Source organism: Kitasatospora sp. NPDC096147 (genome assembly GCF_044763225.1).
Classification (GTDB): domain Bacteria; phylum Actinomycetota; class Actinomycetes; order Streptomycetales; family Streptomycetaceae; genus Kitasatospora.
Genome location: NZ_JBIWFX010000005.1, coordinates 324,800 through 349,397, shown reverse-complemented (window position 1 = coordinate 349,397; position 24,598 = coordinate 324,800). Strand labels below are relative to the sequence as shown.

Here is a 24,598-nt window from a genome sequence, read left to right as displayed (position 1 = left end):
TGTGGGCTGCTGGGGGGGGCGCGCGGGGCGGGGCCCCCGGGGCCCGGGGGGGGGGGCGGGGGGGCGGGGGGGGGGGGGGGGGGGGGGCCCCCCGGGGGGGCGGGGGGGGCCCCCCCGGCCCCGTCCGGTCGGTCGTGACCACGGGAGCACGCGGACCACGGGAGCACGCGATGGATGTGGCACAGACGGTGGAAGCGGCGATGCCGTCCCTGCTCGCGGTCGCCGGTCCGGTCCTGGCGGGGGTCGGGGAGGCGGCGACGCGGACCAGTGCCGCTCTGGGGAGGAGGCTGCTGGAGCGGCTGTTCGGGCTGAGCTCCGGCGGGGTGGTGCCGCCCTGGGCCGAACCGTTGCCGGCGGAGTCGGAGGCCCTGGTGAGGGCGGCCGTCCGGCAGGCCGTCGAGGGTGATCCCCTGCTGCGCGGGAGGCTGGAGTCGCTGGTGCGGGGCGGCCACGTGTCGGGCGTCGGACAGGGGATGGCGATGGCCGTCGGCACCGGCACCTCCGACCACCCGGGGAGGGGTTGAACCGGCTCTGGGGCGGGCGGGCCCGGGCGTGCGGGACGGCAGCGGCGACCACGGGACCGTGCGGGCGGCTGCCGACGTCGAGGAGGGCACGGTCCTCCGCAGCTTCGTCACCGTCAGGACCGTGGCGGCGCGCGTGGTCGGTGCACCGGGGCAGGCCGCCGGGAGGCGTGGCCAGGGGGAGCGGCCAAGGGCAGCCCGGGGTCAGCCCGGCGGAGGGGCGAAGCGGGCGACGTAGCGGCGCTGCCAGGGTGTCTCGACCGCGTGGGGTGAGTAGTGCGCGCGGACGTACCCGACGGCCTCGTCGGCCGGGACGCCGTCCAGCACCGCCAGGCAGGCCAGCGCGGTGCCGGTGCGGCCCCGGCCGCCCGCGCAGGCGACCTCGACGCGTTCGGTGCCGGCGCGCCGCCAGGCGGTGCGCAGCGCCTCGGTGGCGGCGGCCGGGTCGGCGGGGAGGCGGAAGTCCGGCCACCGGACCCACTGGAACTCCCAGTCCACGGGCCGGGGTTGACGCCCCAGCAGGTACAGGGCGAACTGCGGCGGCGGTCCGGAGGGCAGCGGACGGCTGAGGCCCCGGCCCCGGATCAGGCGGCCCGAGGGGAGCCGGAGGACACCCGTGGCGGTCGGGTCCCAGGTCATCGCGGGCCCACCACCGGGGCGAGGGCGGTGGTGGCGCCGTCGGTCGCGCCCTCGGCGGCGTCGGTGGTCGGGGGGTCCCAGCTCGCCGGTGGGCCCACGATGCCGGTGAAGGCGCCGTCGGTCAGCACCGGGACGACGGTGGAGGCGTCCGCCTCGACGGCGACGGCCACGTCCTGCGGCCAACCGCCGTCGGTGAGTTCACGGCCGGAGGCGGAGGCCGCCACGGCGGCGGCCAGACCGGTGCTGGTCGCCGAGACGCCCGCCGTGGCGGCGGCGAAGGCGGCCTCCGGGGAGCGGTGGGCGGCCGGCAGGGCGGCGATCACCGCGCCCGCTCCGAGCAGGTCCTCGACGGCCGGGCGCAGCGAGCCGTCCGGCCAGCGCTCGCCCGCCGCGATCACCGCGACCGGCCGGGCCGGGGTCCCGTAGCCCTCGGCGCGCAGGTGGCGGGCGACGGCGGTCGCGTTGCGCAGGCAGGCGGCGTACACCGGCACCCGCTCGGCCGCGGCTGCCGCGATGGCGGAGCCGTTCGGTGAGGGCAGCACCAGCCGCGGTGTGAAGGGCGCCACGCGCAGTGCCGCAGGGGAGAGCGACCAGGGCGAGCGGTCCGAGACCTCGCGCCGTCCGACCGCCGGCTCCGCTCCGTGCCGGGCCGCGAACTCCCGTACCCCGTCGTCCTTCCACGGGTACGGGTACACCCGGATGCCGCGCTCCACCGCCACGCTCACCGTGGTGGTGAACGACAGCACGTCCACCACCACCAGGGCCGCCACCGCCCCGGCCAGCCGCCCCGCCCCGGTGGGCCCCCACTCGAACCGCACCCCGTACCCGCTCTGGGTGCTCCACGCGTCCTGGTCCATGACGGGGCATCATGCCACCGCGTGGGCGGGCCCTCCAGGGCACCCGGCCGGACCTGCTGCTCCACCGGTCCGGAGGGGCGGCCGAATTCTGTTGATCACGGGCGCGCCCGGGGCGCAGGCTGGCCGCTTCTGACCGTGGGCGGATGTGGGGGAGCGGGGCGCGATGGGTGGCTGGGCGGCGGAGGTCGGGCTGGGTGTGGTGGTGCTGCTCGGTTCGACGGTGCAGCGGATGGCCGGGATGGGGCTCGCGCTGGTCGCGGTGCCGGTGCTGGCCCTGCTGATCGGTCCGGCCGAGGGTGTGGCGCTGGCCAACTGCGCCTCGGGGGTGGTCAGTCTGATCGGCCTGGCGGGGAGCTGGCGGGAGGTCAGGCCGAGGGCGATGGTCGCGCTGGTGCTGGCCGCCGGGGCCACCGTCCCGGCCGGGGCATGGGTGGCCGACCGGCTGTCCGCCCCCGCCCTGCTGATCGGGGTCGGACTGGTGGTGACCGGTGCCGTGGTGGTGGTGCTGGCCGGCGCCCGGGCCGCCGCGCTGCGCGGGACCGGCGGTGCGGTGGTGGCGGGGGCGGCCAGCGGCTTCCTCAACACCGCGGCGGGCATCGGCGGTCCGCCGCTCTCCCTCTACGCCGTCAACGCGGGCTGGACGGTCCGCGAGTTCCTCCCCAACGCCCTCTGCTACGGCTTCCTGGTCAACGTCCTCTCCGTCTCGGCCAAGGGTCTCCCCCACCTCACCCCGGCCGGCTGGTCGTTCGCCGCCGTCGGCATCGCTGGCGGCGCGCTCGCCGGTGCCGCGCTGGCCGGCCGCGTCCCGGAGCGCTGGGCCCGGCGGGTGGTCCTGGGCATCGCCATGGCGGGCGGGCTCAGCACGCTGACGAAGGGCCTGCTGGGCCTCTGATGCCGCGTCGGTGAACGGGGGAGCTTCCGCCGAGGGCCGAAGCACGGGGGTGCCCCTGGTGGGCGAGTACCTCGACCACGCCGGCCACTGCGGTCTCCACGGTCTCGTGCTCCCGGATCCGCAGCGGGATCCAGCCCAGCCTGACGAGGTGCGCGTCGGTGTCCTGGTCACGCAGGACGTTCTGCCTGAGCTTCTCCCACCACCACTCGGCGTTGTGCCGGGGGGCGTGTAGGTGCCGGGGGCACGCGTGCCGGAAGCAGCCCTGCACGAAGACCGCGGTCCGCCAGGGCACGAAGGTGAGGTCCGCGCGGCTTCGGCGCATCCCGTGGAGGGGCAGGTTCACCCGGTACCGGAACCCCAGCGAGTGCAGCGCCCGGCGCAGTGCGAGTTCGGGGCGGGTGTCGACGCTGCGCTGCGCGCGCATCACGCGAAGCGCGTTGGCGTCCCCGGGTGTCGGCGCGCCGGTGCGGCGGGTCGGATCTTCCACTTCCTGCCGACTGCCCGGCGGGCCCCGGGACACGACCGGACGGTGGTGCGGGGTGTGCTGCGTGCGCCGCTCAGGCCGAGCCCCGGAGGATCAGGCGGGTGGGGGTGATGACGGAGCTGGGGGTGTGCGGCTGGGCGGGGGTGTTGAGGCGGCGGAGCAGGAGGCGGGCCATCAGGCGGCCCATCTCCTCGATGTCCTGACGGATGGTGGTGAGCGGGGGCTCGGTCCAGGCGGCGATGGACTCGACGTCGTCGAAGCCGACGACGGCGACGTCCTCGGGGACGGAGCGGCCGTGGGCGCGCAGGACGTGCAGGGCGCCGGAGGCCATCTGGTCGGAGGCGGCGAAGACCGCGTCCAGGTCGGGGCGCCGGTCGAGGAGTTCGGCCATCGCGCGGCGGCCACCCTCGGGGGTGAAGTCGCCGACGGCGATCAGGGCCGGGTCACCGTCGGGGAGCAGGTCGCGGTAGCCGTCGAGGCGGTCCATCGAGGAGGTCTGGTCGAGCGGGCCGGTGATGGTGGCGATCCTGGTGCGGCCGAGGGAACGGAGGTGCTGGACGGCGGTGCGGGCGCCGCCCCGGTTGTCGCTGTCGACGTAGACCAGCTCGCGGTCGGACTCGGCGCCGGGCCAGCCCGGCCGGCCGCCGATGACGGTGGGGAGGCCGACCCGGCGGGCCATCTCGGGGAGCGGGTCGCTCTGGTGCAGGGAGAACAGCAGGGCGCCGTCCACGTGGCCGCCGGCCAGGTAGCGGCCGACCCGCTGGTAGTCCTGCTGGTCCTCGATGAAGAGCAGCACCATCTGGTTGTCGGCGGCGGAGAGCTCGCGGCTGATGCCGCGCAGGTGCTGGGCGAAGAAGGGGTCGGAGAAGAGGCGGCTCTCCGGTTCGGCGACCACCACGGCGATCGCCTGGTTCCGCCGGGTGACCAGGGTGCGGGCGGCCAGGTTGGGGACGTAGCCGAGCTCCTCGACCGCGCGCTGGACCTTCTCCCGCAGCGGCTCCCGGACGCCGGTGCCGCCGTTGATCACCCGGGAGGCGGTGGCGCGGGACACGCCCGCGCGCTCCGCGACCGACTCCAGGGTCGGGCGGGAGAGCGGACCGGCCGACTCGGCCTCGGACTGCGGCTGGGCCACCTCGGAACTCCTCGGGAGAGCGGTGCGGGCAGGAACGGGGGGGATGTGTCGGTACAGAGCATACTCATGGTGCGGGACAAGCGTGAGAGCGCTCTCACGAAGCCCGGCGGACGGTGGCCACGGTGGTGTCCGATTCCCGCCAGTCGCACCCCGCGGGGTGGCGCAGACTGGAGGACGTGACCGAGAACCTGACCGACGACACCCGCTACCGGGCGGTGGACAGCAGGGACGCCCGCTTCGACGGGGTGTTCTTCACCGCCGTCCGCAGCACCGGCATCTACTGCCGCCCGAGCTGCCCCGCGGTGACGCCCAAGCGCGTCAACTGCACCTTCTACCCGACGGCGGCCGCCGCCCAGGGCGCCGGCTTCCGGGCCTGCCGCCGCTGCCGTCCGGATTCGGTGCCCGGCTCGCCGGAGTGGAACCACCGGGCGGATCTGGTCGGCCGGGCGGTGCGGTTGATCGGTGACGGTGTGGTGGACCGCGAGGGTGTCTCCGGCCTGGCGGACCGACTCGGCTACAGCGCACGGCAGTTGCAGCGCCAGCTGAGCGCCGAGCTGGGCGCCGGGCCGATCGCGCTGGCCCGCGCCCAGCGGGCGCAGACCGCCCGGCTGCTGCTCCAGACCACCGAACTCCCGGTCACCGAGATCGCGTTCGCGGCCGGCTTCTCCTCGGTCCGTCAGTTCAACGACACCGTCCGGGAGGTGTACGACCGCACCCCGAGCGGCCTGCGCGCGGAGGCCAACGGCCACCGGCCCGGCGCCGTCACCGCCGGGCAGATCGGGCTCCGGCTGGCCTACCGGGGCGCGCTGGACGCCGACCACCTGCTGGACTTCCTGGCGCTGCGCGCCGTCCCCGGAGTGGAGGAGGTGGTGGACGGCGGACGCCCGGGCGTGCGGACCTACCGCCGCACCCTCGCGCTCCCGTACGGGAACGCCGTCGCCGAGGTGGACGGTCTGGCTCCGGGTGACCGGTCGGACCGGGGCTGGCTGGACTGCCGGCTCCAGCTCACCGACCTGCGCGATCTGACCACCGCCGTGCACCGGCTGCGCGCGCTCTTCGACCTGGACGCCGACCCGGACGCGGTGGACGGCCAGCTCGGCGCCGACCCGGTGCTCGGCCAGCTGGTCCGGGCCCGCCCCGGGGTGCGCTCCCCGGGGCACGTGGACCCGCACGAGCTCGCCGTGCGCGCGGTGCTCGGCCAGCAGGTGACGGTGGCCGCCGCCCGCACGCTGGCCGGCCGGCTGGCCGAGAAGTACGGCCGGCCGCTGGCCGAGCCGAACGGCGGGCTGCGGCTGCTCTTCCCGACGGCGGCGGCGCTGGCGCAGGCGGCGCCGGAGGACCTGGCCATGCCGGAGGCCCGCAAGCGGGCGCTGCGCGGTCTGTGCGCGGCGCTGGCCGAGGGCGCCGTCCGGCTGGACGCCGGGGTGGACCGGGAGGTGGCCGCCGCCGAACTGCTCGCACTGCCCGGCATCGGCCCCTGGACGGTCGGCTACCTGCGGATGCGGGCGCTGGCCGACCCGGATGTCTTCCTGCCCAGCGACATCGGCGTCAAGCACGGCCTGCTCCGGCTCGGCCACCCCGGCGACCCGAAGGCGGCGGCGGTGGCAGGCGCGGCCTGGGCGCCCTGGCGCTCGTACGCGGTGCACCGGCTGTGGGCCTCGCTCACCCCGGCGGGGCGGGAGAATGGTCCGGAGGCCTTGCGGGGCACGGTGGTTGACGGTGAGTCAGGGAGTGAGCGGGCGTGACGGTGGCGACGGTGTACACGACGATGGAGAGCCCGCTCGGCCGGCTGCTGCTCAGCGGGGTGCCGGACGGCGCGGGCGGGGTCGCGCTCCGCTCGGTCACCGCACCCGGCCAGAAGGGCGCCCCGGAGGGTCCGGCCGACGGATGGGTGGCGGACGACGCGGCCTTCGGTGAGGTGGTCGTGCAGCTCGACGCGTACTTCGCGGGGGAGCGGACCGACTTCGAGCTCGCGCTCGACCCCGAGGGCAGCGACTTCCGGCGGGCGATCTGGGCCGCGCTGGCCGAGATCCCGTACGGCGAGACCGTCACCTACGGCGAGCTCGGTGCGATGGCCGGCCAGCCGCCGACGGCGGTGCGGGCGGTGGGAGGTGCGGTCGGGGCCAATCCGCTGCTGGTGATCCTGCCCTGCCACCGGGTGCTGGGGGCCAACGGCGCGATGACCGGCTTCGCGGCGGGTGTGGAGCGCAAGCGGCAGTTGCTGGCGCTGGAGCGGGGCTCGCTGTTCTGAGCGGCGGTCCGGCGTTCGGGGGCGTACGGCTCGGGTGAACCGTGCTGCTCCCCCCGGGGGGCGAACCGATCAGTGCGAGCGGTCCTCCGGCGGGGTGGTGCTGAGGGCGCGGGCCAGCAGCTCCAGGCCGGGGAGGGCGTTCATCACGGCCTGGCAGTCGGCCTCGCCGAGACCGCGCAGGGCGTCGGCGAGACGGCGTTCGTGGGCCTGCTGCCAGTCGTTGAGCTGGCGCCGGCCGGCCTCGGTGAGGGCGATCCGGGCGGTCCGGCGGTCGCCCGGGTCGGGCTGGCGGTCGACGAAGCCGGCGTCCAGGAGCTTGCCGACCAGGCCGCTGACGGTGTTCGGGGCGAGCCGCTGACGGGTCGCCAACTCGCCGACCCGGAGCGGGGCGGCGGCCAGGGTCTGGAGCAGCTCGACCTGGGCCATCGGCAGCGACTCCCACGGATAGTCGGTGCGGATGCTGCTGCGCAGGGCCCGGCGGAGCCGGGTGATCACGTCCGTCAGCTGCTGGGCCTGCTCCAGCGTGCGCTCGCTCTCCGGGGAGTCGGTGCGGGCGGGCGGGACGGCGCTGGGCTGGGAGGACATGGGCGACAGCGTAGCGGGCGGCAGGGACGGCGATCCGGTCCCGCCACGGGGTGGGACGGTAGCTCTGTGGACCGATTGTGTCGGTAGCAGATATATTTTCTCCATGGCCACCGTGCGAGAGCTCACCGAACGCCTGCTGGTCGAACGCCCCCGGCCCCGGGTGATCGCCACCCGCCCGTACGCGCACTGGCTGGCCGTCGGCGCGGTCTGCCTGGGCGCCTTCCTGGGGCAGCTCACCGCCAGCGTCACCGCGTTGGTCTTCCCCGCGCTGGAGCGGACCTTCGACGCGGGCTTCGCGGCCGTCGCCTGGGTCTCGCTGGCGTACCTGCTGGTGCTGGTGGTGCTGCTGGCCCCCGTCGGCCGGCTGTCGGACCTGATCGGCCGCAAGACCGTCTACCTGGGCGGCTTCGCGGTCTTCGCGCTGGCCTCGTTCGGGGCGGGGGCGGCCGGGAGCCTCTGGATCCTGGTCGCCTGCCGGGCCGTGCAGGCGGTCGGCGGCGCGATGATGCAGGCCAACAGCGTCGCACTGGTCGCCCGGGGCGTGCCCGAGCGGGCGATGCGGACCGCGCTCGGGGTGCAGGCGGCGGCGCAGGCGCTCGGCCTGGCGCTCGGGCCGACCCTCGGCGGCCTGCTGGTCCAGCACGCCTCCTGGCGTTGGGCGTTCTGGGTCAACGTGCCGATCGGGCTGATCGGCCTGGTGGCCGGCTGGTTCCTGCTGCCGCGCACCGACCCCGACCGGGCCGGCCGGCGGCTGCCGCGCCCGGAGGGCAGGTTCGACCTGGCCGGGCTGCTCCTGCTGGCCGGCGCCGGCACCGCCGCGCTGCTCGGACTCTCGGCCGCCTCCGGACTGCCGCTCCCCGCCTGGGCGGTGGCCGTCCTGCTGCTCCTCGCCGCCGGGCTGGGGCTGGCCCTGACCCGCCAGGAGCGCCGGGCCGACCGTCCGCTGATCCCGCCCGGCCTGGTGAACACCCCCGGCATCCGGACCGGCCTGCTGATCGCGCTGGTCGGCTACCTGCTGCTGTTCTGCCCGCTGGTGCTCGGCCCGGTGGTGCTGGCCGGAGCGGGCGTGCCGGTGGCGGTCGCCGGGCTGGTGATCACCGCACTGCCCGCCGCCTTCGCGGTGGCCGCCACCGTCGGCGGCGCGCTGCTGCCCGGTGGGTGGAGTGACGCGGCCCGTTCCCGCTGCGGGGCGCTGGTCGCGGCGCTCGGCCTGGCCGGGGCCGCGCTGCTGCCGGCCGCCGGGGCGGCGACGGTGCCCACCACGGCGGGGTCGCTGGCGGTCGCGGGGTACGGGCTGGGGCTGCTGCTCCCGGCCAACAACGCGCTGGTGATGCGGGCCATACCGCCCGCCAGTTCGGCGGTCGGCGGCGGGCTGCTCAGCATGGTGCGCAGCCTGGGCACCGCGCTCGGCACCGCCCTGCCGGTGCTCGGCGTGCACCTGGCCGGACCGACCGCCGGGGGGCGGGCGGTGCTCGGACTGCTGGTGCTGGTCGCCCTGACGGCGGCCTGGGCGGCGGGGCGGACGCGGAACCGCGCGGCCCGCACCGCTCCGACCGCCTCGCAGGTCCCGTCCGCCCGGTCCGTCCTGCCGGGGCAGGGCCGCAAGGGCTGACGGAGACCTCCCCGGCACCGCCGACGGGGCGCGGCGCGGACGGCGTACCCGTCCTTGCCGCGCCCCGTCGTTCGGGCCGTGCCGTGCCTCGCCGTGCTTACGCCAGTGGCTTGGCGCCGCGCTCGGCCAGCATCGAGGTCATCAGGTCGATCTCGGCGCTCTGCCCGTTCACCATGGTCTGGGCGAGGCGCTTCTCCACCGGGTCGGTGCCGATGTCCAGGAAGCCCTGGGCCATCGACACCCCGCCCTTGTGGTGCTCGATCATCAGCTGGAGGTAGAGCACCTCGGCGTCCCGGCCGCTGAGCGAACGCAGCTTGTCCAGGTCGGTGTTGGTGGCCATCCCCGGCATCAACGCCCCGTCGTGCGCGGTGAACTGATGGTCCATCTTCATCCAGGCCATCGGGGTGGCACCGGAGTGCTGGGTCAGCCCCCACTGGTCCAGCCAGCCGGTCATCATGCCGCGCTGGTTGGCCTGGGTGTTGATGATGTCGAACGCCAGCGTCCGGACGTCCTGGGCCTGGGTCCGGTCCCGGACGATGAACGACATGTCCACCGCCTGCTGGTGATGGGTCGACATGTCCCGGGCGAAGCCGGCCTCCGCCGACTCCTGCGCGGGCACCGCCACGGCGGTGCCGCCGGAGGTGCTGCCGACCAGCGCGGGCACGCCGAGGCCGAGGGCCACGGCGGCGGCCAGCGCGGCCGGCCACCAGACCCGGCGCCGTCCGCCCCGTGCCCGGGCGGCGGGCTCCTGACCCTCCGTCACGGCCTCGTCCAGGAGCGCGCCGTCCTTGACCGTCACGGTCACATCACCGCCGCGCTGCAGGAGGCGCCGGGCTCCTGGGTCTGCGGGCCGTTCACGTACTTGGTGAAGAAGGTGCCCACGCGCGGGTCGGCGGCGCTGTCGACCTTGAGCTGGGTGCCCCAGGCGGTGAGGGTGATGACGCCCTCCTCCTCCGGGTAGGGGCTGATGAAGGAGTACGGGGTGTTCTTGACCTTGCTGGACAGGGTGCTGATGTCCTCGGCCGAGGCCTTGGCGTTGTACGTCACCCAGACCGCGCCGTGCTCCAGGGCGTGGACGGCCTTCTCGTTCTCGACCGGCTTGTCGTAGACGGTGCCCATGCAGTTCAGCCACTGCGGGTTGTGGTCGCCGCCGACCGGCGGGGTCTGCGGGTAGGTCACGGTGGTGGTGACGTGGTTGCGCGAGAGCTTGTCGAAGGTCTGGACGCCGTCGATCGGGGCCTTGGCGGCTGCCGTCTCCTTGTCCTTCTTCGCCTTGGCGTCGAGCGCGATCCACGCGCCGCCGCCGACCATGCCGGCGACCAGCACGGTGCCGAGGGTGATGGCGAGGATCTTGTTGCGGCGGTCGCGGCGCTGCTCCTCGGCGCGCAGCTCGGCGATCCGGGCCCGCCGGTCGGCGGTGCTGCCCTTCACGTTGCCCTTGCCCTTGGCGGGCTGCTGCGGCTTGGTCGGCTGCTTGGAAGCGGAACCCATGGAAGTGTTTCCTTGTCCCCGCCGGGCGGTGTCCGGCCGGCGGTATGCGGATTGGCAGGGGAAGCGGAGCCGCCCGGACCGGCCGGACGGCCGGGGTGGTTCGGGCGGTGGGTTCCGCTCAGCTCAGCTGGACCTGGAGGACGTGCAGGTCGGGCGCCAGGTCGAGGTCACCCGGGGGCGACGGGCGGGCGGGCGCGGGCAGCGCCTGAGGCGCGACCAGGCGGGCCGGAACGGCCGGCACGGGCTGCGGGGGCGCGTTCGGCAGCTGGGCCTCCGGCCCGCAGAACGCGTGGCCGGAGCAGCCGCTGCCCGGGTACTGCCGCTCGCCGTCGATCGAGCACAGGGTCCGGTCCGACGGCAGGTCGGCCCGGCCCGGCTGGTGGTGCGGGGCACGGTGCCGGTCGGCCCGCGGGCCCGGTCCCTCCGTGCTCGCGCCGGCCAGCGTGGTCAGCGTGGTCACGGCGTTCACGGGCACCGGGGCGGCGGCCGCCCGGGCCACCGCGTGGGCCGGACCCGCACAGGGCAGGGCCAGCAGCAGACCGCCCAGCAGGAGCGCCCACAGCGCGGCGACGGGGTCGAGGCCCGCGCGGGCCCTCCCCGGCTGCGGTCTGGTACCCCCGGGCGCGGTCATGCGCACATATTAATCAGCCGAACGGGTGAGGGTAGAGCCCCTTTGTCGGTCTGCTCACCACCTCCTTCCCGGTCCGGCACCGGGAATCGGCCCTGCTGGGCACCGCCCCGCCGCCGCCGGAGGGCGCGGCGCGGCCGTCGCAGGGCCGTTCGGGCCGCTGAGCCCATGGAGTGACCGGTTGTCGCCGAAAGCCGGACAGCGTCGTTCTCCGTTCGGAAGAATGACGTCGAGCCCGGGAGCAGGCCAGCTCGGCAGACGGCGTCGGCAGACGGCGGAAGACGGACGAGGAGCAGCCGGATGAGCAACCAGGGCGCACCGTCGCAGCGCGGCGACGGCTGGTGGCACGAGGTGTACATCGGACCGGCCGCCACGCTGCCGGAGGCCCTGGCGGTGCCGGATCCGGCGGCCACGGGCGCGACGGTGGACGAGTGGTTCGACTCGGCGGCCGGGATGATCGGGGCGCAGCGGACGGCCGAGGTCGAAGTCGAGAGCGGGGCCGAGGTCGAGGCCGGAAGTGCTGAGCCCACGGTGGACGAGTGGTTCGACTCGGCGCTCGGGATGATCGGGGCGCAGCGGACGGCCGAGGCTCCGTCAGGTACCGGGGAGGCCGAGCCGGTTAAGGAGCCGGCGCCTGAGACCGTGCCCGTGGATCTGGCGAAGGTCGAGCCGGAGCCGGAGCCGGAGCCGGAGCCGGAGCCCGTGGTCGACGTCGAGCCTGTGGTCGATGTCGAGCCTGAGGTCGAGGCCGCGTCGGAGGGCCTGACGGTGCCTCAGTCGGAGGAGGGTGCCGGGCCGGAGCTGCTGGAGCGGCCGGTGGAACCGGTGGAGGCCGAGGTGGTCGCCGAGCCGTCGGCCGAGCTGTCCGTCCCGCCGTTGACCCCGCCCGCGCGGCGGGCGTACGCGCAGCAGCCGGTGCCGCACGTGGGCGACCGTCCACCGACGTACGGGCCGGAGCCGACCGCCGTCACGGCCGTCGAGCCGGAGGAGCTGACCCTGCTGACCCCGGACACGGTGGTGGACGGTGCGCAGTACGGCGGATCGACGCTCCGGGCGGTGTCGGTCCGGGGGGACTCGGCGCGCTACCGGGGGGAGATCCGCCGGGATGCGCTGCTGCTGGCCCGCTTCGGAGAGGGGGAGGACGGACTGCTGCTGGCAGTGGTCGGGACGACGCCCGAGCCCTCGCCGCTGGCGGTGGAGGCGTGCCGGCAGCTGGCCGCAGCGGTCGGGCGGAGCCGGGCGGAGTTGGCCGCCGATCTGCGCGCGGGTGCGCGGGACCGGCTGCGCTACGGGCTCCAGCGCCTCAGCACCGGCGCGTTCGGCCCGCTCCGCGCCCCCGAGATGCCCCTGGTGCTCTCGGAACCCCCGGTGTCGTCCGCGTCGGCCTCCGCGCCGACGTCCGTGCCGGCTGCGCCTGCTGACGGTCCGTCGGAGGCGTCCCTGCACTGCCTGATGATCTCGCTCGACCCGACCGCCACCCACCGGGCGGCCTTCGGCCTCGGGCCGGGCGGCCTCTACCTGCTGCGCTCCGGTCACTGGATCGACGCCTACGCCGCCCGTCTGCTGCACCATCCCGACGGCCAGGCCCCGCACCCGGTGGGGTCGCAGCCCCGCTCGTTCCGCTTCCGCCTGGTCCCGGCCACCCCCGGCGACATCCTGCTGCTCTGCACCCCGGGCCTGGCCGGCCCGCTCGCCGAGGAGCCCTCGGTGGCGCACTTCCTGGCCAACCACTGGGCCCATCCGCACCCGCCCGGCACGGTGGACTTCCTCCGCCAGATCCAGGTCCGCGCCAAGGGCTACGCCGCCGACCGCACCGCCGTCGCCCTCTGGACGGAGTGACGGCGCCCCGTCCCTGAAAGCGGGCCCTGTACGCGGGCCCTCCACTCCGGTCCTCCCACCGGGATGCTCCGACCGGGACGCCCTGACGGTGACGCCCTGACGGGGCGTCAGCCGCGCTGGGTCTCCAGCCAGCGGGCGAAGGTGGTCGGGGCGATCCGGGCGCCCGGCCCGGGGAGCAGCACCTCGCCGGCCATCGCGGTGGAGAACGGGCCGGACCAGGTCGGCACCAGCCGGACCGTACGGCCCTGCGCCTGGTGGGTGCGGCGGGCCATGTCCACCAGGTCCTGGGTCTCCGGGCCGGCCACGTCTGCGTACCGGCCCTGCGGGGCGCCGACCGCGATCTCGGCGAGCACGTCCGCGACGTCGTCCGGGGCGATCGGCTGCACCAGCAGCGGGGCGATGGCGGCGACGCCGTCCTGCTCGGTCCAGCCCGCGACCATCGCGGCGAAGTCGTGGAACTGGGTGACCGGGACGACCGTCCACGGCACCGGGCCCGCCGCGATCAGCCGCTCCTGCTCGCGCTTGCCGGCGTAGTGCGCGTTCCCGTCCACGCCGTGGATGCCGACGATCGACAGCAGCACGTGGTGCCGGACCCCGGCGCGGGCCTCGGCGGCGAGCAACCGCGCGGTGGTGGTGCCGAAGTAGGCGACCGCCTCGTCCCGTTCGGCGGCGGCCGAGTTGCTGGCGTCGACCACGGCGTCCACCCCGGCCAGGGCGGCGTCCAGACCGGTGCCGGTGGTCAGGTCGACGCCGAGCGAGCGGCTGATCCGGACCACCTGGTGGCCGTCCCGCTCCAGGGCGGCGGCGGTGCGGGCCCCGATGTTCCCGGTGGCTCCGGCGACGGCGATGCGCATGGCGTACTCCCCAGGTGACTGCTCTGCTGTGTGGTGGCGCGAACGGGACCGACGCTATCCCGGACTAAATGGATCCGCAATGTCTTGGATACACTCATGGGTGTGAAGCTGCCTGTGAGCACCGAGTGGGTCCTGCACTGCGCCACCACGCTGGCCCAGCTCGAACCGGGATCCAGTGCCTCGGGGGCGCAGCTCGCGCAGTACTTCGACCTGCCCGCGCCCTACCTGGCCAAGCAGCTCCAGTCGCTCACCCGGGCCGGCCTGCTCGCCGCCACCACTGGGCCGCGCGGCGGCTTCCGGCTGGCCCGTCCGGCGGGGGAGATCACGCTGCTCCAACTGGTGGAGGCGGTGGACGGGGTGGCGCCGCCGTACGAGTGCCGGGAGATCCGGCAGCAGGGGCGTGGCGCGCTGGCGCCCGAGGACTGCCGGCACACCTGCGTGCTGGCGGCCAGGATGGCCGACGCGCACCAGGCGTGGCGGGACAGCCTCGCCGGGGTCACCCTGGCGGACGTGCTCGGTGAGATCCCGGCCACCGCCCCGGCCCGGACCCGTCGGCTGCTGAACGGCTCCTGACCGGCCGGCCCGTCGGCCCGTCGCCCCCCGGGGGCTTCCAGCCTGATTCGCCCGGCTCCGAGTCCGGTCGGCGGATCAGCTGCGCAGCAGCGCCCGGGCGGCCGAATCGAACCGGCCGACGGCCGTCGCCCGCTCGGCACCCGGCAGACCGATGGCGACCGGTACGGCCAGCCCGTCCAGCAGGGCCCGCAACTGCGCGGCCCGCTCGGTGACTTCGGCCCCGCTCACCCCGAAATCCCCACCAGCGACGCCCTCTTCGAGGAGCGCGACCAGATCCGCCTGCCAAGGGGCCTCAATCTCCAACTGCCCCTGCCGGATCTCCGCGCTGCCGGGGGAGCGGCCCCAGACCTCCAGCCAGAGCACCCAGCGCGGATCGCCCGGGCCCTCCGGCAGGTAGAGCCCGGCGTACGCGGCCAGCCGCTGCCGGACCGTCAGCCCGTGGTCGGCGAGGGCCGCCCGTCGGCGTTCACCGAGCTGGTCCTCGCTCCAGCGCAGGGTCTCCAGCAGGAGCTGGTCCTTGCTCCCGAAGTAGTAGAGCAGGTGGCCGGCACTCATCTGGAGCTGCTTGCCGAGGCCCGCCATGGTCAGCTTGGCCAGCCCGTGCTCGGCGATGGCGGCCCGCGCGGCGGCGAAGACCTCCTCGCGCGGCCGGGCCGGCCGCCGGGTGCGTGGCTCGGCCATCGGGCTGTCCTCCCTGCTGGAACTGGGCCCGGTCAGCCTCTCACGGACGGCCGCCCGGTGTTGATCCGGTGCTTCGCCGATGACTGGAGACACCCCGGCGGAAGGTCCGCGAAGCACTGCGGACCGGCCCGAATCGACCTGGTCGGCTCGGCCGGGTCTGGTGTGAGCAGGTAGTGGTCGGCCGGGTAGGTGCCCCGCCTGCGGGCAATGGAGTGGATGTGCTGCGCGGGACACGCCCGGTGATAGAGGCCGGCTGCGGCCGGGCGGCGGTCCGGTCAGAGGGTCCCGGCGATGACGGTCCCGGTGTGGTTCCGGGAACGCCCGTCAAGTCAAGAGGCTGGACAGCGCTCCAATTGCCGTCGGCGCGACGGGAGGTGACGAGCACGCGGTTGTCGGTGGTGGTCACCGCGATCCGGGCCTCGCCGTCGGTGGGGGTGGCGCTGACCGAGGTGGCGCTGATCCGGCCGAGCACGCCGGCGAGCGGGCTGACGGGCTGCCAGGTGCCGTCCTGGTGGCGGATGGTGTGGAGCTGGGCGCCGGTGTCGGTGACGACGACGAGGTTCATGTCGCCGCCCTGGTCGACGGCGCCTCAGGGGGCCCAGTGGCCGTCGGCGTAGCGGGTGGTGTGGAGGAGCTGCCCGCCGGCGAGGACGACGACCTGGAGCCGGATACCGGAGGTGGCGTTGCCGTTGGGGTAGGCGAAGTCCTCGACCGCGTGCGGCGCGGCGGAGTTGTCGCCTGCCGGGGGTGTGTCCGCCGAGGCGAGGTAGCCCGCCCCCAGGGCGCCGGCCATCGCCAGTGCCCCCACGACCAGCGTGATGCGTGTGCGGTGCTTCATGCGGATGTCCTTCTCGCTGCTGGGGGTCAGCCGGTGATGCGGAGCTCGACCAGGACGTCCGGGCTTCCGTTGTTGGCCACGCCGACCGAGACGGACTGGTCCTTGGCGATGTCCTTGGTCTCGGTCGCGGTCGGGCCCGTCAGCGTGGCCTTGACCGCGCGGCCGCGCGTCTCGATGTAGAAGGTTCCCGGCAGCTCCAGCGTCAGGTTGCCGCTTGCGGACTTCGCCTTGAAGCGGGCCCGGGTGTTGGAGGTGTTCCGTCCGTCGGTCATCGCACCGAGCGCGGGACTGTCCACCACGATCTGGGCCGGACCACTGGCACAGTCGATCAGCTCGATGCCCCCGTCACCCTCCACCAGTGTCAGGTTCTTGAACGGCGAAACGGCGGGGTGGGCGAAGTCCTCCACCACGAACGGCGCTGCCGAATTGTCCCCCGAAGGCTTCGTATCAGCCTGCGCCAGCGCCCCCGCACCGAGGCTCGCCGTCAGAGCGAAGTGGCCGACGGTTATCCACCGGCGTGGCCTGTTGTTCATGGGGTGTGGGGTAGGGTTTACGGGACATACAATGGCAGGGAGTATGTACTAGGGTTCGGTGAAAATGCGGTTGGAATGTTTTATCCGGTTCCGCTCTAGTTGCGCCGAGACTTCTGAGCTAGGATACCTCGATTGAATCTCGAAACCTTGATCCTGGAGGATGGGGCCGCGCCGGTTCCCCTTGTGGATTTCGAGGGGGGCTTCTCTCGCTGGGCCTATCTTCAGGGTGCCATATTGATCGAAATCGACGGTCGGACCGTACTGGATTCGATGGAGAGCGATACGATCGATGCCCTCTGGTCGCTCGTGATCGGAGATATTGCTGAACTGCTCCGGTCTGGACGGTCTCTTGTCCGATTTCCGGATCGTCCGTATGCCGTAGGGCTCTCGCTCCTGCAGGATGGCAGGATTTTCATAGATGTCAATGGAAACAGTCGAACGGCGGCGCTCGAGGTGCAGGCCGGAGCTTTTCTTCGATTGATTTTGAAGGGCGCTTGTGAATTCTTTGGAGTGGCTTCCGCTAAAGCCCTGACGGACGAATCGGGATACCAGCGGGATCTCAGGTCCTCGCTCGCTCTCCTTGGGGAGGTCGAGGCTCGGTGGGGCGCTTGATTTCCGGGCTGCCACTATAGGTTCAGGGCTCGCGGGCCGGAGGGCCGTGCATCGGCCCTCCGGCCCGCGAGCGCACTCGGATTCATCGGAAATCTGATGATGGATGGTGCCGCCCGAGAGTGGAGTCGGGACCGCACGCGTACGGTGAGCAGGTTGGGTGCGGGCGGATGCTGCCGGTCATGACTGCCTGTGCTGCTCGCCAGCCCGGTGTGCGGGCGAAAAGGCCCCAGGTGTCCGTGCGGCCCTCGTCGCTGGAGAGTCCGACCGCTGGCGCCGAGTCGCGGCCCCCGTGTGAGGTCCGCCCGTGCAGGCGGGCGCGAGGCCTGTTTCCCTTGCTGCGGACTTCGAGGTAGGGGAAATCTGGGCGGCCGGGAGCTGGGTGCGCATCATGCTCCGCCGGTCCTCTTGAGATTCCATGGGGCCGAGGTTGTTGCGGGTGTCCTGGGGGTCGGATGGTTCCGGTGGCGCATTCCGGCGAGGCGGCAGCCGAGACAGCCGGGGTGCGGGGCGGTGTCCCGGACCCGCCAGGGCCACTGGCTCTCGGGGCGGGGGCCGCTGGGCTTGCCCCAGCCGGTGAGGTGGAGCACCCAGGTGGCGAGGGCGCCGAGCAGGACGACGGCTCCGCCCGCCCAGAGCAGGGGAGTCGTGCCGGTGCACATCCCCGTGCCCGTCAGGGCGGTGCCGGCGGTCACCATGGCGGTGCCGGTCCAGCCGGCCAGGGTGTGGCCCATGTCGTGGTGGCCGTGGATGCCGCTCATGGTGGTGCTCCCTCGTCATGATGGAAGGCTGGTGGGGAGGCCCGTGAGCATCTCGGGCCAGTTGTCTTAGTTGCTAAGTATCTTAGACTCTAAGGAGAATCCTGGTGGAGGGCAAGCCGCGTCCCGAGGCGTCCCCGGCGCAGGCCCTGGCGGCGATGGACCAGCTGATCGCGCTGAGCCTGACCGGTCAGCAGGACATCGCCCAGCGCCTCGGGCTGGGGGTCACCGACCTCACCTGCCTCGGCCACGTGCTGGGTGCCGGTGCCGAGCCGATCACGGCGGGCGAGCTGGCCGAGCGGGCCAACCTCACCACCGGTGCCGTCACCGGGGTGGTCAACCGGCTGGAGAAGGCCGGCTACGCCCGCCGGCAGGCCGACCCGGCCGACCGCCGCCGGGTGCGGGTCGTCGCCGACGAGTCGGCGGCGGTGCGGCTGTACGAGGTCTACGAGCCGTTCTACCTCCGGCTGAACGAGCTGTTCGCCGACTACACGGCGGACGAAGTCGCCGTGCTGGCGGACTGGTTCACCCGCGCGGCCGGGCTGATGCGCACCCGGCAGGAGGAGCTCCGGCGGCCCGCCGGGGAGTGAGGGCCGGTCGGGCGTGCGGGTGTCGGTGGCCTGTCGGCAGCATGTCAGCGATCGGTCACCCGGCTGTCGGCGAGTCGTGGGTGGACTCTGTGACTCTGGACTCCCGGTGAACGAGAGGGAGTTGATGATGGATCAGGCACTGGTGGACCGGATGTGGCAGTACCTGCACGCAGGGTTGGCGATGGACCTGGAGGCCCTGGAGGAGCTCTACGACCCGGAGTTCGAGAACCTCCGGGTCGATCGGGCGGGTCTCAGTGTCCGGCTGGTCAAGGAGCAGTTCATGCGGCGGTTCCGTGCGCTGCGGGCCGAGGGGCGACCGATCGGCGACTCGCTGGCGGACGTCTCCTTCGTCGCCACCACGGTGTACCCGGACCACGGCTCGATCGTGATGCGGCGTGAGGAGGAGGACGGCCTGCCGGTGCTCTACGACTTCACCTGGCGGCGGGAGGACGGTCGCTGGACCAGCCTGCTGAGGGAGCTGACGGTGGAACAGGACCTGCGCCCGCTGCTCGCCGTCATCGCTGCGGGCACTACCGCTGCCGCCGGTGCCGCGGGCGAGGCCGGTGCGGGGCGGTAGTCGGGTGGTGGCCGGAACGGTCCGGTGGCCGGCCGGTGGCCGGACCTTCACGGGGGCGCAAGGAGGGCGCAATGCGGGCCGGGTACGATCCGATCGAGGTGGAGGGAACGCCACCGACTGATCCATGGGGGATTCTTTCATGCGCATACGCGCCAAGGGCCTGCTGGCCCTCGCCTTCAGCACGGCCCTGGCCCTGACCGCCGCGGGCACCACGGGTGCCGGCGGAGCGGCGGCGGCCGGGAGCCGGGGCCTGGAGATCGCGGTACCGGCGTACGTCTGGCCGGGCGACCCGATGCTCACCGCCCTGCAGGGCACCTCGCCCGCCGCCTCGGTCGTCGTGCTCAACCCGGGCAACGGCGACAGCCCGTTCACCACCACCTGGCAGGCCCAGGCCGACGCGCTGCGCGCGGGGGTGCCGGCCACCGGCGGGCACACCAAGGTGCTCGGCTACGTCCACACCGGCAACGGCACCCGGCCGATCGCCGAGGTCAAGGCGTCGGTGGACAACTACCTGAAGACCGCCGACGGCAAGCTGCACGTGGACGGCATCTTCTTCGACGTGGTCAGCCGGGACTACGGCGCGGGCAACGCCACCCGCGACCACTACCTGGCGCTGCGTCAGTACGTGCAGAGCACCGTCGAGTCGGTCGCGCCCGGCACCGAGGAACTGGTGATCGACAACCCCGGGACCGCGATCGCGGACTGCTACCTGGAGCCCGGCCACCGCACCGCCGACACCTTCGTCACCTACGAGGGCAGCTACGCGAACTACACCGGAGCCGGCTGGCTGGGCGGGAACGTCTTCAACCTGACGGCGGGTTACTACTCCGGCGCGGGCTTCGACCCGGACGGCACCTCGTTCTGGCACCTGGTCTACGGCACCTCCGGCCAGATCCAGCTGAAGTCCGCCCTGGACACCGCCTTCGCCCGGGGCGCGGGCTATGCCTACGCCACCGACGACACGCTGCCCAACCCCTGGGACGCGGCGCCGGGCTACGGCTTCGGAGCGCAGACCTCGTACGCCGCGACCCTTGGCTGACGGCCCTTCCCGGTCGGACCGGGGCGCCGGGGAGCACGATCCCAGGCGCCCCGGCGCCGTGCCGACCGCCGGGGGCGTGCGTCCCGCCGTCGGGCGCCGGCTGCGTTCCCCCGTTCGTCGGATTGTCCGGCGGTATTCGGGGTGGCGGACCGTCGGAGGGGTCATCACTGGACCCATGGCCCGATCCGCAGGACGTACCGGCACCCTGTTGCTGTCCGCGCTGCTGGCACTCGCAGCAGCCTTCCCCATCTCCTCCGAGGTGGTGCTCGCGGTCTCCTCCGACTCGGCGGAGACCACCGAACGGGCCGCCCCCTGCCCCCGGATCGCGGTGGTCGGACACCGGGGCGCGCCCGGCCTGGCACCCGAGAACACCCTGGCCTCGTTCGACGCCGCGCTCCGTGCGGGCGCGGACTGGCTGGAGGCCGACGTGCTGGTCAGCAAGGACGGGGTACCGGTGGTCATCCACGACCCGACCGTCGACCGGGTCACCGGCGGCACCGGCCGGGGTCGGGTCGCCGACCTCAGGATCGCGGAGCTGGACCGGCTGAGCGTCAGGGTCGGCCCCGGCGGGCCGCAGCCGATCCCCCGGCTGACCCAGCTGCTGGACCGGCTGCGCGGCAGCCGGGCCCGGCTGCTGCTGGAGATCAAGGACGTCGGCCGGGCCGAGGACGCCGCCGAGATCGGCCGGCTCGCCGCCGCCAGCGGCGCCCGGGTGGAGCTCTACTCCTTCTACCCCCAGCACCTGCGGGCCGCCCGCAGCGCGGCACCCGGCCTGCCGGCCACGCTGCTCCAGGCGTCCTGGTACGCCCGCGATCCGGAGGGCCTGCCGCTGCGCGCCGTCTCGCTGGAGAACGTGCTGGTCACCCCCGAACGCATCCGGGCCGAACGCGCCGCCGGGCGCCGGGTCTACGCCTGGACGGTGGACGACCCGGCCGCCTGGGACCGGCTGGCCGAGATCGGTGCGGACGCGGTGATCACCGACGACCCGGGTGCGGCCCGGGCCCGGTTCGACCGCGCCTGTCCACAGCGCGGTGAGGGCCACCGCTGGCGGCACCTGACGACTGGTCGGCCGTAGCCGGGGTGACCGTGCCGGCCCGCGTCCCCGGTGGCGCCTGACGGCCGGTCACCTCGGCTCCCGGGAGTGGGCGAGCTCCTTGCGGTGGACGGTCGAGCTGCGCCGGACGTGCATGCCGACGTGCAGGTAGAGGTCGAGGGCGCCGGTCGCGGAGTGGGTGCCGAGGGTGGTGACCGGGCGGCCGAGGGCGTGGAAGGCCCGGAAGGTGCGGTGCAGGAGGTGGCGGGCCAGGCCCCGGCGGCGGTGGGCGGGGTGGACGGCGAGCTGCTCGATCCATCCCTCGTCGGGGGACTGGGAGTGCAGGGAGACGGTGGCGCCGAGGAGCCGTCCCCCGGTGAGCGCCAGCAGGGTGGCGGCCGGGGCGAAGCCGGGGTGGCCGACGGTGTGCGCGGCCCACTCGGGGTAGGCGTGGCGGCGCTGCTGCCACTCGTCGAAGGCGTCCTGGACCAGAGCGTGGAGGGCCGGGCCGTCGCCCTCCCGGTACGGCCGGACGGTGACGCCGGGCAGCCCGGCCGGTGCGCCCGACGGGCCATCGGTCGGCGCTCCGTCGGCCGGCGGGCCATCGGTCGGCGGCTCGTCGGTCGGCGGTCCGTCGGCCGTCCGGTACTCCAACAGCCATTCGGTGACCCGGGGTCGGTATCCGCGCGAGCGGAGCAGGACACCGGCCGCCGCGTCGGCGTCCGGCACCACCTGGGTGATCTGCTCCGCGCCGACCTGCCGGGCCCGGGTCTCGGCCCAGTCCAGCAGCGCCGCCCCCAGGCCCCGCCCCCGGTGCCCGGGGCGCACCCGTACCACCGACCGCCGGTCCACCCAGGCCCAGCCCGCCACCACCCCGGCCGGGTCCCGCACCACCACCGTGTCCAGCTCGGGGACCAGCCCCGGCCGCGCCAGATCGGCGGCGACCCGACCGGCCCCGGCCTCCGGGCGGCCGGTCAACTCCCGCTCGCAGTCGGCCAGTAGGGCCTCGATCTCGGGGAGGTCGGCGGGCCGGACCGGGGCGCTCCGGTATCCGGTGGGCAGGCGTGGCACGTTCGGTCCCGGCATCGGGCTGTCCCTGTGGTGGGGTCGGTCAGTCGCCGACGTAGATCTGCTGCTGCGGGTCGAGGTGCTCAGCGGCGGGCGTCGCGTAGTTGGCGTACGGAGTCGGACCGCTGAGCACCTGGGCCGCCGACGTGGCGGTGGCGGTGGTCAGGCCGGTGCCCAGGGCGACGGCTGCGGCTGCGGCGGCGATGCTGCGGATGTTCATGCTTCCCCCGGTGCGGTGGCGCTCCCGGCCGGGCCGGCCGGGGCAGTGATCCTCGCAGGACAAGATCGTTCGCACAAGGGACCGCCGCCGGGCCGGGCGGCTGCGGGAGGATGGGCGCATGACCGACGATCTGCCGGGTTTCCTCGGCGCCCGCTTCGCCGAGGACCGAAGGGCCGCCACGGCGGCTGCGCCGCAGGCCGCCCAGGGCTGGTGGAGTCCCGACGCCGGGACGCCGGCCGAGCGCTACCTGGCACACTGGAAGCCGGCCCGGGTGCTGGCCGAACTCGCCGCCAAGCAGCACCTGTTGGACGTCTCCAACGCCCACTGCCCGTCCGCCTGCCGGATCGAGCACGCCTTCGCCGACGGGTGCACGCTGCGCTGGATGGGCCCGCTGCACGAGGCGGACGGCACCCGCTGGCTGCTCGACGACACCGGTGCCCGCTTCGCCCCGCCCCCGGCCACCACCGACTGGACCCTGCGGCTGCTCGCCCTGCCCTACGCCACCCACCCGGACTACCGCCCGGAGTGGGCCCCCGGCCGCTGACGGCCGTGGGCGGTCCGCCTCCGGCAGAGCCTGCGGGGCAGTGATAACGTCTTGGCAACTCCCGTGCCCGGCAAGCATGTTGTGCGCAAGTATCTCCGGAACCCGATCCTCCTGGAGAGAACATGCGCACCCTCCCCGTCGCACTTGTCGGCGCCGGCCTGCTGCTTGGCCTCACAGCCTGTGTCCTTCCCGCGTCCACCACCGCAAGGACCCCGAACACCGCCGCTCCCGTCCCGGCCGTGACGGGTGGTCAGCAGCCGGCCGCGTCCGGCCCCGCCGGGTCGTCCCCGGCTGCGGCGCCCGCGCCGGCGAAGGCCGGTGACGGCGACAAGCTGAAGGATGCGGAGATCACCGGCTGCAAGGTGGACAGCGTGCTGGGCTGGCCGTCGGCGGACGTGAAGGTCACCAACCACTCCAGCAAGGCCAGCAACTACATCGTCAACGTCGAGTTCGTCGACGAGTCCAACACCCGGGTCGCCGAGGGCATTGCGGCGACGAACAACCTTGCGCCGAACCAGGCCGCGCAGTTGAAGGCCCAGGGAGCGAGCGAGACGAAGGGCAAGAAGATCAGCTGCAGGGTGTCGGACGTGACTCGGTACGCCTCGCCCTGATCGGTTGGAGAACGGAACCGCTCGTGCCCTCCGGGAGGAGTGCACGAGCGGTTCCGGTGCCCGCAGGTGCGGGGGGCGGCGTCAGGGCCGGGGCTGCTGCTGCGTGATGCAGTGGATGCCGCCGCCGTTCGCGAAGATCTCGCGGGCGTCGACCAGTTCGACCGTCCGGCCGGGGTAGGCCTCGGCCAGCAGGTCGGCGGCGACCTGGTCGCGCGGGTCGTCGAAGGAGCAGAGGATGACGGCGCCGTTGGCGACGTAGTGGTTGATGTAGGAGTAGTCGACCGGCTCGCCGTCCTCGTCCAGCAGGACGGTGGGGGCGGGGAGTTCGATGACCTCCAGCGGGCGGCCCTGGGCGTCGGTGGCGGCGCGCAGGATGGCGACCAGCTCCTGGCAGACCTCGTGGTCGGGGTGGGCCGGGTCGGGCTGGACGTGGGCGACGACCACGCCCGGGCGGACGAAGGAGGCGACGATGTCGATGTGGCCCCGGGTGCCGAACTCGTCGTAGTCGCGGGTGAGCCCGCGCGGCAGCCAGATGGCCTTGGTGGTGCCGAGCTGGGCGTGCAGCTCGGCCTCGACCTGCTCCTTGGTCCAGTCGAAGTTGCGGCCCTCGCCGAGCTGGACGGTCTCGGTCACCAGCACGGTGCCCTCGCCGTCCACGTGGATGCCGCCGCCCTCGTTGATCAGGCGGGAGGCGAAGCGCTGCACCTCGGTGAGCTTGGTGATCTCCTCGGCGATGTGCTGGTCGTGCTCCCAGCGGGCCCAGGACTGCGCCCCCCAGCCGTTGAACACCCAGTCGGTGGCGGCCAGTTCGCCGGAGTCGTCGATCAGGAAGGTGGGACCGATGTCCCGCATCCAGGCGTCGTCCAGCGGGCGCTCGACCAGCTCGACCCCGGCCGCGACGTAGCGGCGGGCATCGTCCAGTTCGCCGGTGTTGACGATCATCGTGACCGGCTCGTAGCGGACGATGGTGTTGGCCACCCTGGCCCACGCCTCGCGGGCGGCGTGCAGGTGGTCGGGGGTGTCGAAGGTCGGGTTGTCGGTGGGGAAGGCCATCCAGGTGCGGTCGTGCGGGTGCCATTCGGCGGGCATCCGGAAGCCGAGCGAGGCGGGGGTGGCGGTCATCGGTGTGAAGTCCTCAG

The 24,598-nt window shown here is 74.1% G+C and carries 30 protein-coding genes; 14 read left to right on the top strand and 16 right to left on the bottom strand.

Going from position 1 to position 24,598, the window contains the following annotated elements; translation table 11 throughout:
* Positions 1–170: 170 nt before the first annotated feature.
* Positions 171–524 (top strand): hypothetical protein, encoded by a 354-nt coding sequence (locus ACIRBX_RS19250; protein WP_402298140.1) that lies wholly within the window; start codon positions 171–173, stop codon positions 522–524.
* A gap of 201 nt (positions 525–725) precedes the next feature.
* On the opposite strand, the gene ACIRBX_RS19245 is transcribed toward ACIRBX_RS19250, so the two are convergent.
* Together ACIRBX_RS19245 and ACIRBX_RS19240 are read right to left on the bottom strand one after the other, a co-directional pair.
* On the bottom strand, positions 726–1,160 hold the full coding sequence (locus tag ACIRBX_RS19245; RefSeq protein WP_402298138.1) for a protein-tyrosine phosphatase family protein: 435 nt from the start codon (positions 1,158–1,160) through the stop codon (positions 726–728).
* Positions 1,157–2,017: a 2-phosphosulfolactate phosphatase gene (locus tag ACIRBX_RS19240; RefSeq protein ID WP_402298136.1), complete on the bottom strand. Its 861-nt coding sequence runs from the start codon at positions 2,015–2,017 to the stop codon at positions 1,157–1,159. The genes ACIRBX_RS19245 and ACIRBX_RS19240 overlap by 4 nt, the downstream gene beginning before the upstream one ends.
* A gap of 163 nt (positions 2,018–2,180) precedes the next feature.
* Here ACIRBX_RS19240 and ACIRBX_RS19235 point away from each other — a divergent pair, with 163 nt between their 5' ends.
* A complete protein-coding gene (locus ACIRBX_RS19235) occupies positions 2,181–2,909 on the top strand; it encodes a TSUP family transporter (RefSeq protein ID WP_402298134.1) in 729 nt (242 codons plus the stop codon).
* Here the strand turns inward: ACIRBX_RS19235 and ACIRBX_RS19230 are convergent.
* Both ACIRBX_RS19230 and ACIRBX_RS19225 read right to left on the bottom strand, forming a co-directional pair.
* Entirely contained in the window at positions 2,875–3,396 is a 522-nt protein-coding gene (locus ACIRBX_RS19230; protein ID WP_402298132.1) for a very short patch repair endonuclease, read from the bottom strand. The two genes, ACIRBX_RS19235 and ACIRBX_RS19230, sit on opposite strands and share 35 nt — an antisense overlap.
* Positions 3,397–3,466: 70 nt before the next feature.
* On the bottom strand, positions 3,467–4,525 hold the full coding sequence (locus tag ACIRBX_RS19225) for a LacI family DNA-binding transcriptional regulator (protein WP_402298130.1): 1,059 nt from the start codon (positions 4,523–4,525) through the stop codon (positions 3,467–3,469).
* A 176-nt stretch (positions 4,526–4,701) separates the two neighbouring features.
* Between ACIRBX_RS19225 and ACIRBX_RS19220 the strand changes: the two genes are divergently transcribed.
* Both ACIRBX_RS19220 and ACIRBX_RS19215 read left to right on the top strand, forming a co-directional pair.
* The gene (locus tag ACIRBX_RS19220; RefSeq protein WP_402298129.1) at positions 4,702–6,270 is read left to right on the top strand and encodes a DNA-3-methyladenine glycosylase 2 family protein; all 1,569 of its coding nucleotides are present in this window, start codon (positions 4,702–4,704) and stop codon (positions 6,268–6,270) included.
* On the top strand, positions 6,267–6,776 hold the full coding sequence (locus ACIRBX_RS19215; protein ID WP_402298128.1) for a methylated-DNA--[protein]-cysteine S-methyltransferase: 510 nt from the start codon (positions 6,267–6,269) through the stop codon (positions 6,774–6,776). Before ACIRBX_RS19220 ends, ACIRBX_RS19215 begins: the two co-directional genes overlap by 4 nt.
* Before the next feature lie 69 nt (positions 6,777–6,845).
* Here ACIRBX_RS19215 and ACIRBX_RS19210 read toward each other — a convergent pair whose 3' ends face one another.
* Positions 6,846–7,361, bottom strand: coding sequence for a MarR family winged helix-turn-helix transcriptional regulator (locus tag ACIRBX_RS19210; RefSeq protein WP_402298126.1), 516 nt, complete (start codon positions 7,359–7,361; stop codon positions 6,846–6,848).
* Between the two features lie 103 nt (positions 7,362–7,464).
* Between ACIRBX_RS19210 and ACIRBX_RS19205 the strand changes: the two genes are divergently transcribed.
* Positions 7,465–8,973 carry an MFS transporter gene (locus ACIRBX_RS19205; RefSeq protein ID WP_402298125.1) on the top strand — a complete coding sequence of 503 codons (1,509 nt, stop codon included), beginning with the start codon at positions 7,465–7,467 and terminating at the stop codon, positions 8,971–8,973.
* Between the two features lie 97 nt (positions 8,974–9,070).
* Here ACIRBX_RS19205 and ACIRBX_RS19200 read toward each other — a convergent pair whose 3' ends face one another.
* The 3 genes from ACIRBX_RS19200 to ACIRBX_RS19190 all read right to left on the bottom strand — a co-directional run bounded on the left by ACIRBX_RS19200 (position 9,071) and on the right by ACIRBX_RS19190 (position 11,095).
* Positions 9,071–9,778 (bottom strand): DUF305 domain-containing protein, encoded by a 708-nt coding sequence (locus ACIRBX_RS19200; RefSeq protein WP_402298124.1) that lies wholly within the window; start codon positions 9,776–9,778, stop codon positions 9,071–9,073.
* On the bottom strand, positions 9,775–10,464 hold the full coding sequence (locus ACIRBX_RS19195; protein ID WP_402298123.1) for a DUF3105 domain-containing protein: 690 nt from the start codon (positions 10,462–10,464) through the stop codon (positions 9,775–9,777). The genes ACIRBX_RS19200 and ACIRBX_RS19195 overlap by 4 nt, the downstream gene beginning before the upstream one ends.
* Positions 10,465–10,582: 118 nt before the next feature.
* Positions 10,583–11,095, bottom strand: a complete 513-nt coding sequence (locus ACIRBX_RS19190) for a hypothetical protein (RefSeq protein ID WP_402298121.1) — start codon at positions 11,093–11,095, stop codon at positions 10,583–10,585.
* Positions 11,096–11,392: 297 nt separating this feature from the next.
* Here ACIRBX_RS19190 and ACIRBX_RS19185 point away from each other — a divergent pair, with 297 nt between their 5' ends.
* Positions 11,393–12,931 carry a protein phosphatase 2C domain-containing protein gene (locus tag ACIRBX_RS19185; RefSeq protein WP_402298119.1) on the top strand — a complete coding sequence of 513 codons (1,539 nt, stop codon included), beginning with the start codon at positions 11,393–11,395 and terminating at the stop codon, positions 12,929–12,931.
* A 107-nt stretch (positions 12,932–13,038) separates the two neighbouring features.
* Here the strand turns inward: ACIRBX_RS19185 and ACIRBX_RS19180 are convergent, their stop codons facing one another.
* The gene (locus tag ACIRBX_RS19180) at positions 13,039–13,785 is read right to left on the bottom strand and encodes an SDR family oxidoreductase (RefSeq protein ID WP_402298118.1); all 747 of its coding nucleotides are present in this window, start codon (positions 13,783–13,785) and stop codon (positions 13,039–13,041) included.
* A gap of 96 nt (positions 13,786–13,881) precedes the next feature.
* Between ACIRBX_RS19180 and ACIRBX_RS19175 the strand changes: the two genes are divergently transcribed.
* Positions 13,882–14,358, top strand: coding sequence for an RrF2 family transcriptional regulator (locus tag ACIRBX_RS19175; RefSeq protein WP_402298116.1), 477 nt, complete (start codon positions 13,882–13,884; stop codon positions 14,356–14,358).
* Positions 14,359–14,433: 75 nt separating this feature from the next.
* Here the strand turns inward: ACIRBX_RS19175 and ACIRBX_RS19170 are convergent, their stop codons facing one another.
* From ACIRBX_RS19170 to ACIRBX_RS19160, 3 genes are all read right to left on the bottom strand, one after another.
* Positions 14,434–15,039, bottom strand: coding sequence for a TetR family transcriptional regulator C-terminal domain-containing protein (locus tag ACIRBX_RS19170; protein ID WP_402298114.1), 606 nt, complete (start codon positions 15,037–15,039; stop codon positions 14,434–14,436).
* 589 nt (positions 15,040–15,628) lie between these two features.
* A complete protein-coding gene (locus ACIRBX_RS19165) occupies positions 15,629–15,877 on the bottom strand; it encodes a hypothetical protein (RefSeq protein WP_402298112.1) in 249 nt (82 codons plus the stop codon).
* A gap of 26 nt (positions 15,878–15,903) precedes the next feature.
* Positions 15,904–16,410, bottom strand: coding sequence for a hypothetical protein (locus tag ACIRBX_RS19160; RefSeq protein ID WP_402298110.1), 507 nt, complete (start codon positions 16,408–16,410; stop codon positions 15,904–15,906).
* Positions 16,411–16,542: 132 nt separating this feature from the next.
* Between ACIRBX_RS19160 and ACIRBX_RS19155 the strand changes: the two genes are divergently transcribed.
* On the top strand, positions 16,543–17,022 hold the full coding sequence (locus ACIRBX_RS19155) for a hypothetical protein (RefSeq protein WP_402298108.1): 480 nt from the start codon (positions 16,543–16,545) through the stop codon (positions 17,020–17,022).
* Between the two features lie 386 nt (positions 17,023–17,408).
* Here ACIRBX_RS19155 and ACIRBX_RS19150 read toward each other — a convergent pair whose 3' ends face one another.
* Positions 17,409–17,780, bottom strand: coding sequence for an HGxxPAAW family protein (locus ACIRBX_RS19150; protein WP_402298106.1), 372 nt, complete (start codon positions 17,778–17,780; stop codon positions 17,409–17,411).
* Between the two features lie 104 nt (positions 17,781–17,884).
* Here ACIRBX_RS19150 and ACIRBX_RS19145 point away from each other — a divergent pair, with 104 nt between their 5' ends.
* The 4 genes from ACIRBX_RS19145 (at position 17,885) to ACIRBX_RS19130 (ending at position 21,058) form a co-directional block, all read left to right on the top strand.
* The gene (locus ACIRBX_RS19145) at positions 17,885–18,367 is read left to right on the top strand and encodes a MarR family transcriptional regulator (protein ID WP_402298105.1); all 483 of its coding nucleotides are present in this window, start codon (positions 17,885–17,887) and stop codon (positions 18,365–18,367) included.
* 127 nt (positions 18,368–18,494) lie between these two features.
* Complete coding sequence (locus tag ACIRBX_RS19140) at positions 18,495–18,944, top strand: hypothetical protein (RefSeq protein WP_402298104.1); 450 nt, start codon at positions 18,495–18,497, stop codon at positions 18,942–18,944.
* Positions 18,945–19,083: 139 nt separating this feature from the next.
* On the top strand, positions 19,084–19,983 hold the full coding sequence (locus ACIRBX_RS19135; RefSeq protein ID WP_402298102.1) for a spherulation-specific family 4 protein: 900 nt from the start codon (positions 19,084–19,086) through the stop codon (positions 19,981–19,983).
* A gap of 175 nt (positions 19,984–20,158) precedes the next feature.
* Positions 20,159–21,058, top strand: coding sequence for a glycerophosphodiester phosphodiesterase (locus ACIRBX_RS19130; RefSeq protein WP_402298100.1), 900 nt, complete (start codon positions 20,159–20,161; stop codon positions 21,056–21,058).
* Between the two features lie 48 nt (positions 21,059–21,106).
* On the opposite strand, the gene ACIRBX_RS19125 is transcribed toward ACIRBX_RS19130, so the two are convergent.
* Together ACIRBX_RS19125 and ACIRBX_RS19120 are read right to left on the bottom strand one after the other, a co-directional pair.
* The gene (locus tag ACIRBX_RS19125) at positions 21,107–22,102 is read right to left on the bottom strand and encodes a GNAT family N-acetyltransferase (RefSeq protein ID WP_402298098.1); all 996 of its coding nucleotides are present in this window, start codon (positions 22,100–22,102) and stop codon (positions 21,107–21,109) included.
* 25 nt (positions 22,103–22,127) lie between these two features.
* Positions 22,128–22,304, bottom strand: a complete 177-nt coding sequence (locus ACIRBX_RS19120; protein WP_402298097.1) for a hypothetical protein — start codon at positions 22,302–22,304, stop codon at positions 22,128–22,130.
* 118 nt (positions 22,305–22,422) lie between these two features.
* Between ACIRBX_RS19120 and ACIRBX_RS19115 the strand changes: the two genes are divergently transcribed.
* Both ACIRBX_RS19115 and ACIRBX_RS19110 read left to right on the top strand, forming a co-directional pair.
* On the top strand, positions 22,423–22,848 hold the full coding sequence (locus ACIRBX_RS19115; protein WP_402298095.1) for a DUF6221 family protein: 426 nt from the start codon (positions 22,423–22,425) through the stop codon (positions 22,846–22,848).
* Positions 22,849–22,970: 122 nt separating this feature from the next.
* Entirely contained in the window at positions 22,971–23,459 is a 489-nt protein-coding gene (locus ACIRBX_RS19110; protein WP_402298094.1) for an FxLYD domain-containing protein, read from the top strand.
* An 81-nt stretch (positions 23,460–23,540) separates the two neighbouring features.
* Here the strand turns inward: ACIRBX_RS19110 and ACIRBX_RS19105 are convergent, their stop codons facing one another.
* Positions 23,541–24,581: an agmatine/peptidylarginine deiminase gene (locus ACIRBX_RS19105; protein WP_402298093.1), complete on the bottom strand. Its 1,041-nt coding sequence runs from the start codon at positions 24,579–24,581 to the stop codon at positions 23,541–23,543.
* Positions 24,582–24,598 lie beyond the last annotated feature (17 nt).

Coding starts and splice junctions, on each gene's coding strand:
- ACIRBX_RS19235 (WP_402298134.1), top strand. CDS start 2,181: ATGGGTGGCTGGGCGGCGGAGGTCGGGCTGGGTGTGGTGGTGCTGCTC.
- ACIRBX_RS19150 (WP_402298106.1), bottom strand. CDS start 17,780: ATGAGCGGCATCCACGGCCACCACGACATGGGCCACACCCTGGCCGGC.
- ACIRBX_RS19135 (WP_402298102.1), top strand. CDS start 19,084: ATGCGCATACGCGCCAAGGGCCTGCTGGCCCTCGCCTTCAGCACGGCC.
- ACIRBX_RS19160 (WP_402298110.1), bottom strand. CDS start 16,410: ATGAACAACAGGCCACGCCGGTGGATAACCGTCGGCCACTTCGCTCTG.
- ACIRBX_RS19245 (WP_402298138.1), bottom strand. CDS start 1,160: ATGACCTGGGACCCGACCGCCACGGGTGTCCTCCGGCTCCCCTCGGGC.
- ACIRBX_RS19250 (WP_402298140.1), top strand. CDS start 171: ATGGATGTGGCACAGACGGTGGAAGCGGCGATGCCGTCCCTGCTCGCG.
- ACIRBX_RS19115 (WP_402298095.1), top strand. CDS start 22,423: ATGACCGACGATCTGCCGGGTTTCCTCGGCGCCCGCTTCGCCGAGGAC.
- ACIRBX_RS19175 (WP_402298116.1), top strand. CDS start 13,882: ATGGGTGTGAAGCTGCCTGTGAGCACCGAGTGGGTCCTGCACTGCGCC.
- ACIRBX_RS19125 (WP_402298098.1), bottom strand. CDS start 22,102: ATGCCGGGACCGAACGTGCCACGCCTGCCCACCGGATACCGGAGCGCC.
- ACIRBX_RS19110 (WP_402298094.1), top strand. CDS start 22,971: ATGCGCACCCTCCCCGTCGCACTTGTCGGCGCCGGCCTGCTGCTTGGC.
- ACIRBX_RS19185 (WP_402298119.1), top strand. CDS start 11,393: ATGAGCAACCAGGGCGCACCGTCGCAGCGCGGCGACGGCTGGTGGCAC.
- ACIRBX_RS19205 (WP_402298125.1), top strand. CDS start 7,465: ATGGCCACCGTGCGAGAGCTCACCGAACGCCTGCTGGTCGAACGCCCC.
- ACIRBX_RS19210 (WP_402298126.1), bottom strand. CDS start 7,361: ATGTCCTCCCAGCCCAGCGCCGTCCCGCCCGCCCGCACCGACTCCCCG.
- ACIRBX_RS19190 (WP_402298121.1), bottom strand. CDS start 11,095: ATGACCGCGCCCGGGGGTACCAGACCGCAGCCGGGGAGGGCCCGCGCG.
- ACIRBX_RS19120 (WP_402298097.1), bottom strand. CDS start 22,304: ATGAACATCCGCAGCATCGCCGCCGCAGCCGCAGCCGTCGCCCTGGGC.
- ACIRBX_RS19165 (WP_402298112.1), bottom strand. CDS start 15,877: ATGAAGCACCGCACACGCATCACGCTGGTCGTGGGGGCACTGGCGATG.
- ACIRBX_RS19240 (WP_402298136.1), bottom strand. CDS start 2,017: ATGGACCAGGACGCGTGGAGCACCCAGAGCGGGTACGGGGTGCGGTTC.
- ACIRBX_RS19140 (WP_402298104.1), top strand. CDS start 18,495: ATGGATCAGGCACTGGTGGACCGGATGTGGCAGTACCTGCACGCAGGG.
- ACIRBX_RS19105 (WP_402298093.1), bottom strand. CDS start 24,581: ATGACCGCCACCCCCGCCTCGCTCGGCTTCCGGATGCCCGCCGAATGG.
- ACIRBX_RS19130 (WP_402298100.1), top strand. CDS start 20,159: ATGGCCCGATCCGCAGGACGTACCGGCACCCTGTTGCTGTCCGCGCTG.
- ACIRBX_RS19180 (WP_402298118.1), bottom strand. CDS start 13,785: ATGCGCATCGCCGTCGCCGGAGCCACCGGGAACATCGGGGCCCGCACC.
- ACIRBX_RS19195 (WP_402298123.1), bottom strand. CDS start 10,464: ATGGGTTCCGCTTCCAAGCAGCCGACCAAGCCGCAGCAGCCCGCCAAG.
- ACIRBX_RS19170 (WP_402298114.1), bottom strand. CDS start 15,039: ATGGCCGAGCCACGCACCCGGCGGCCGGCCCGGCCGCGCGAGGAGGTC.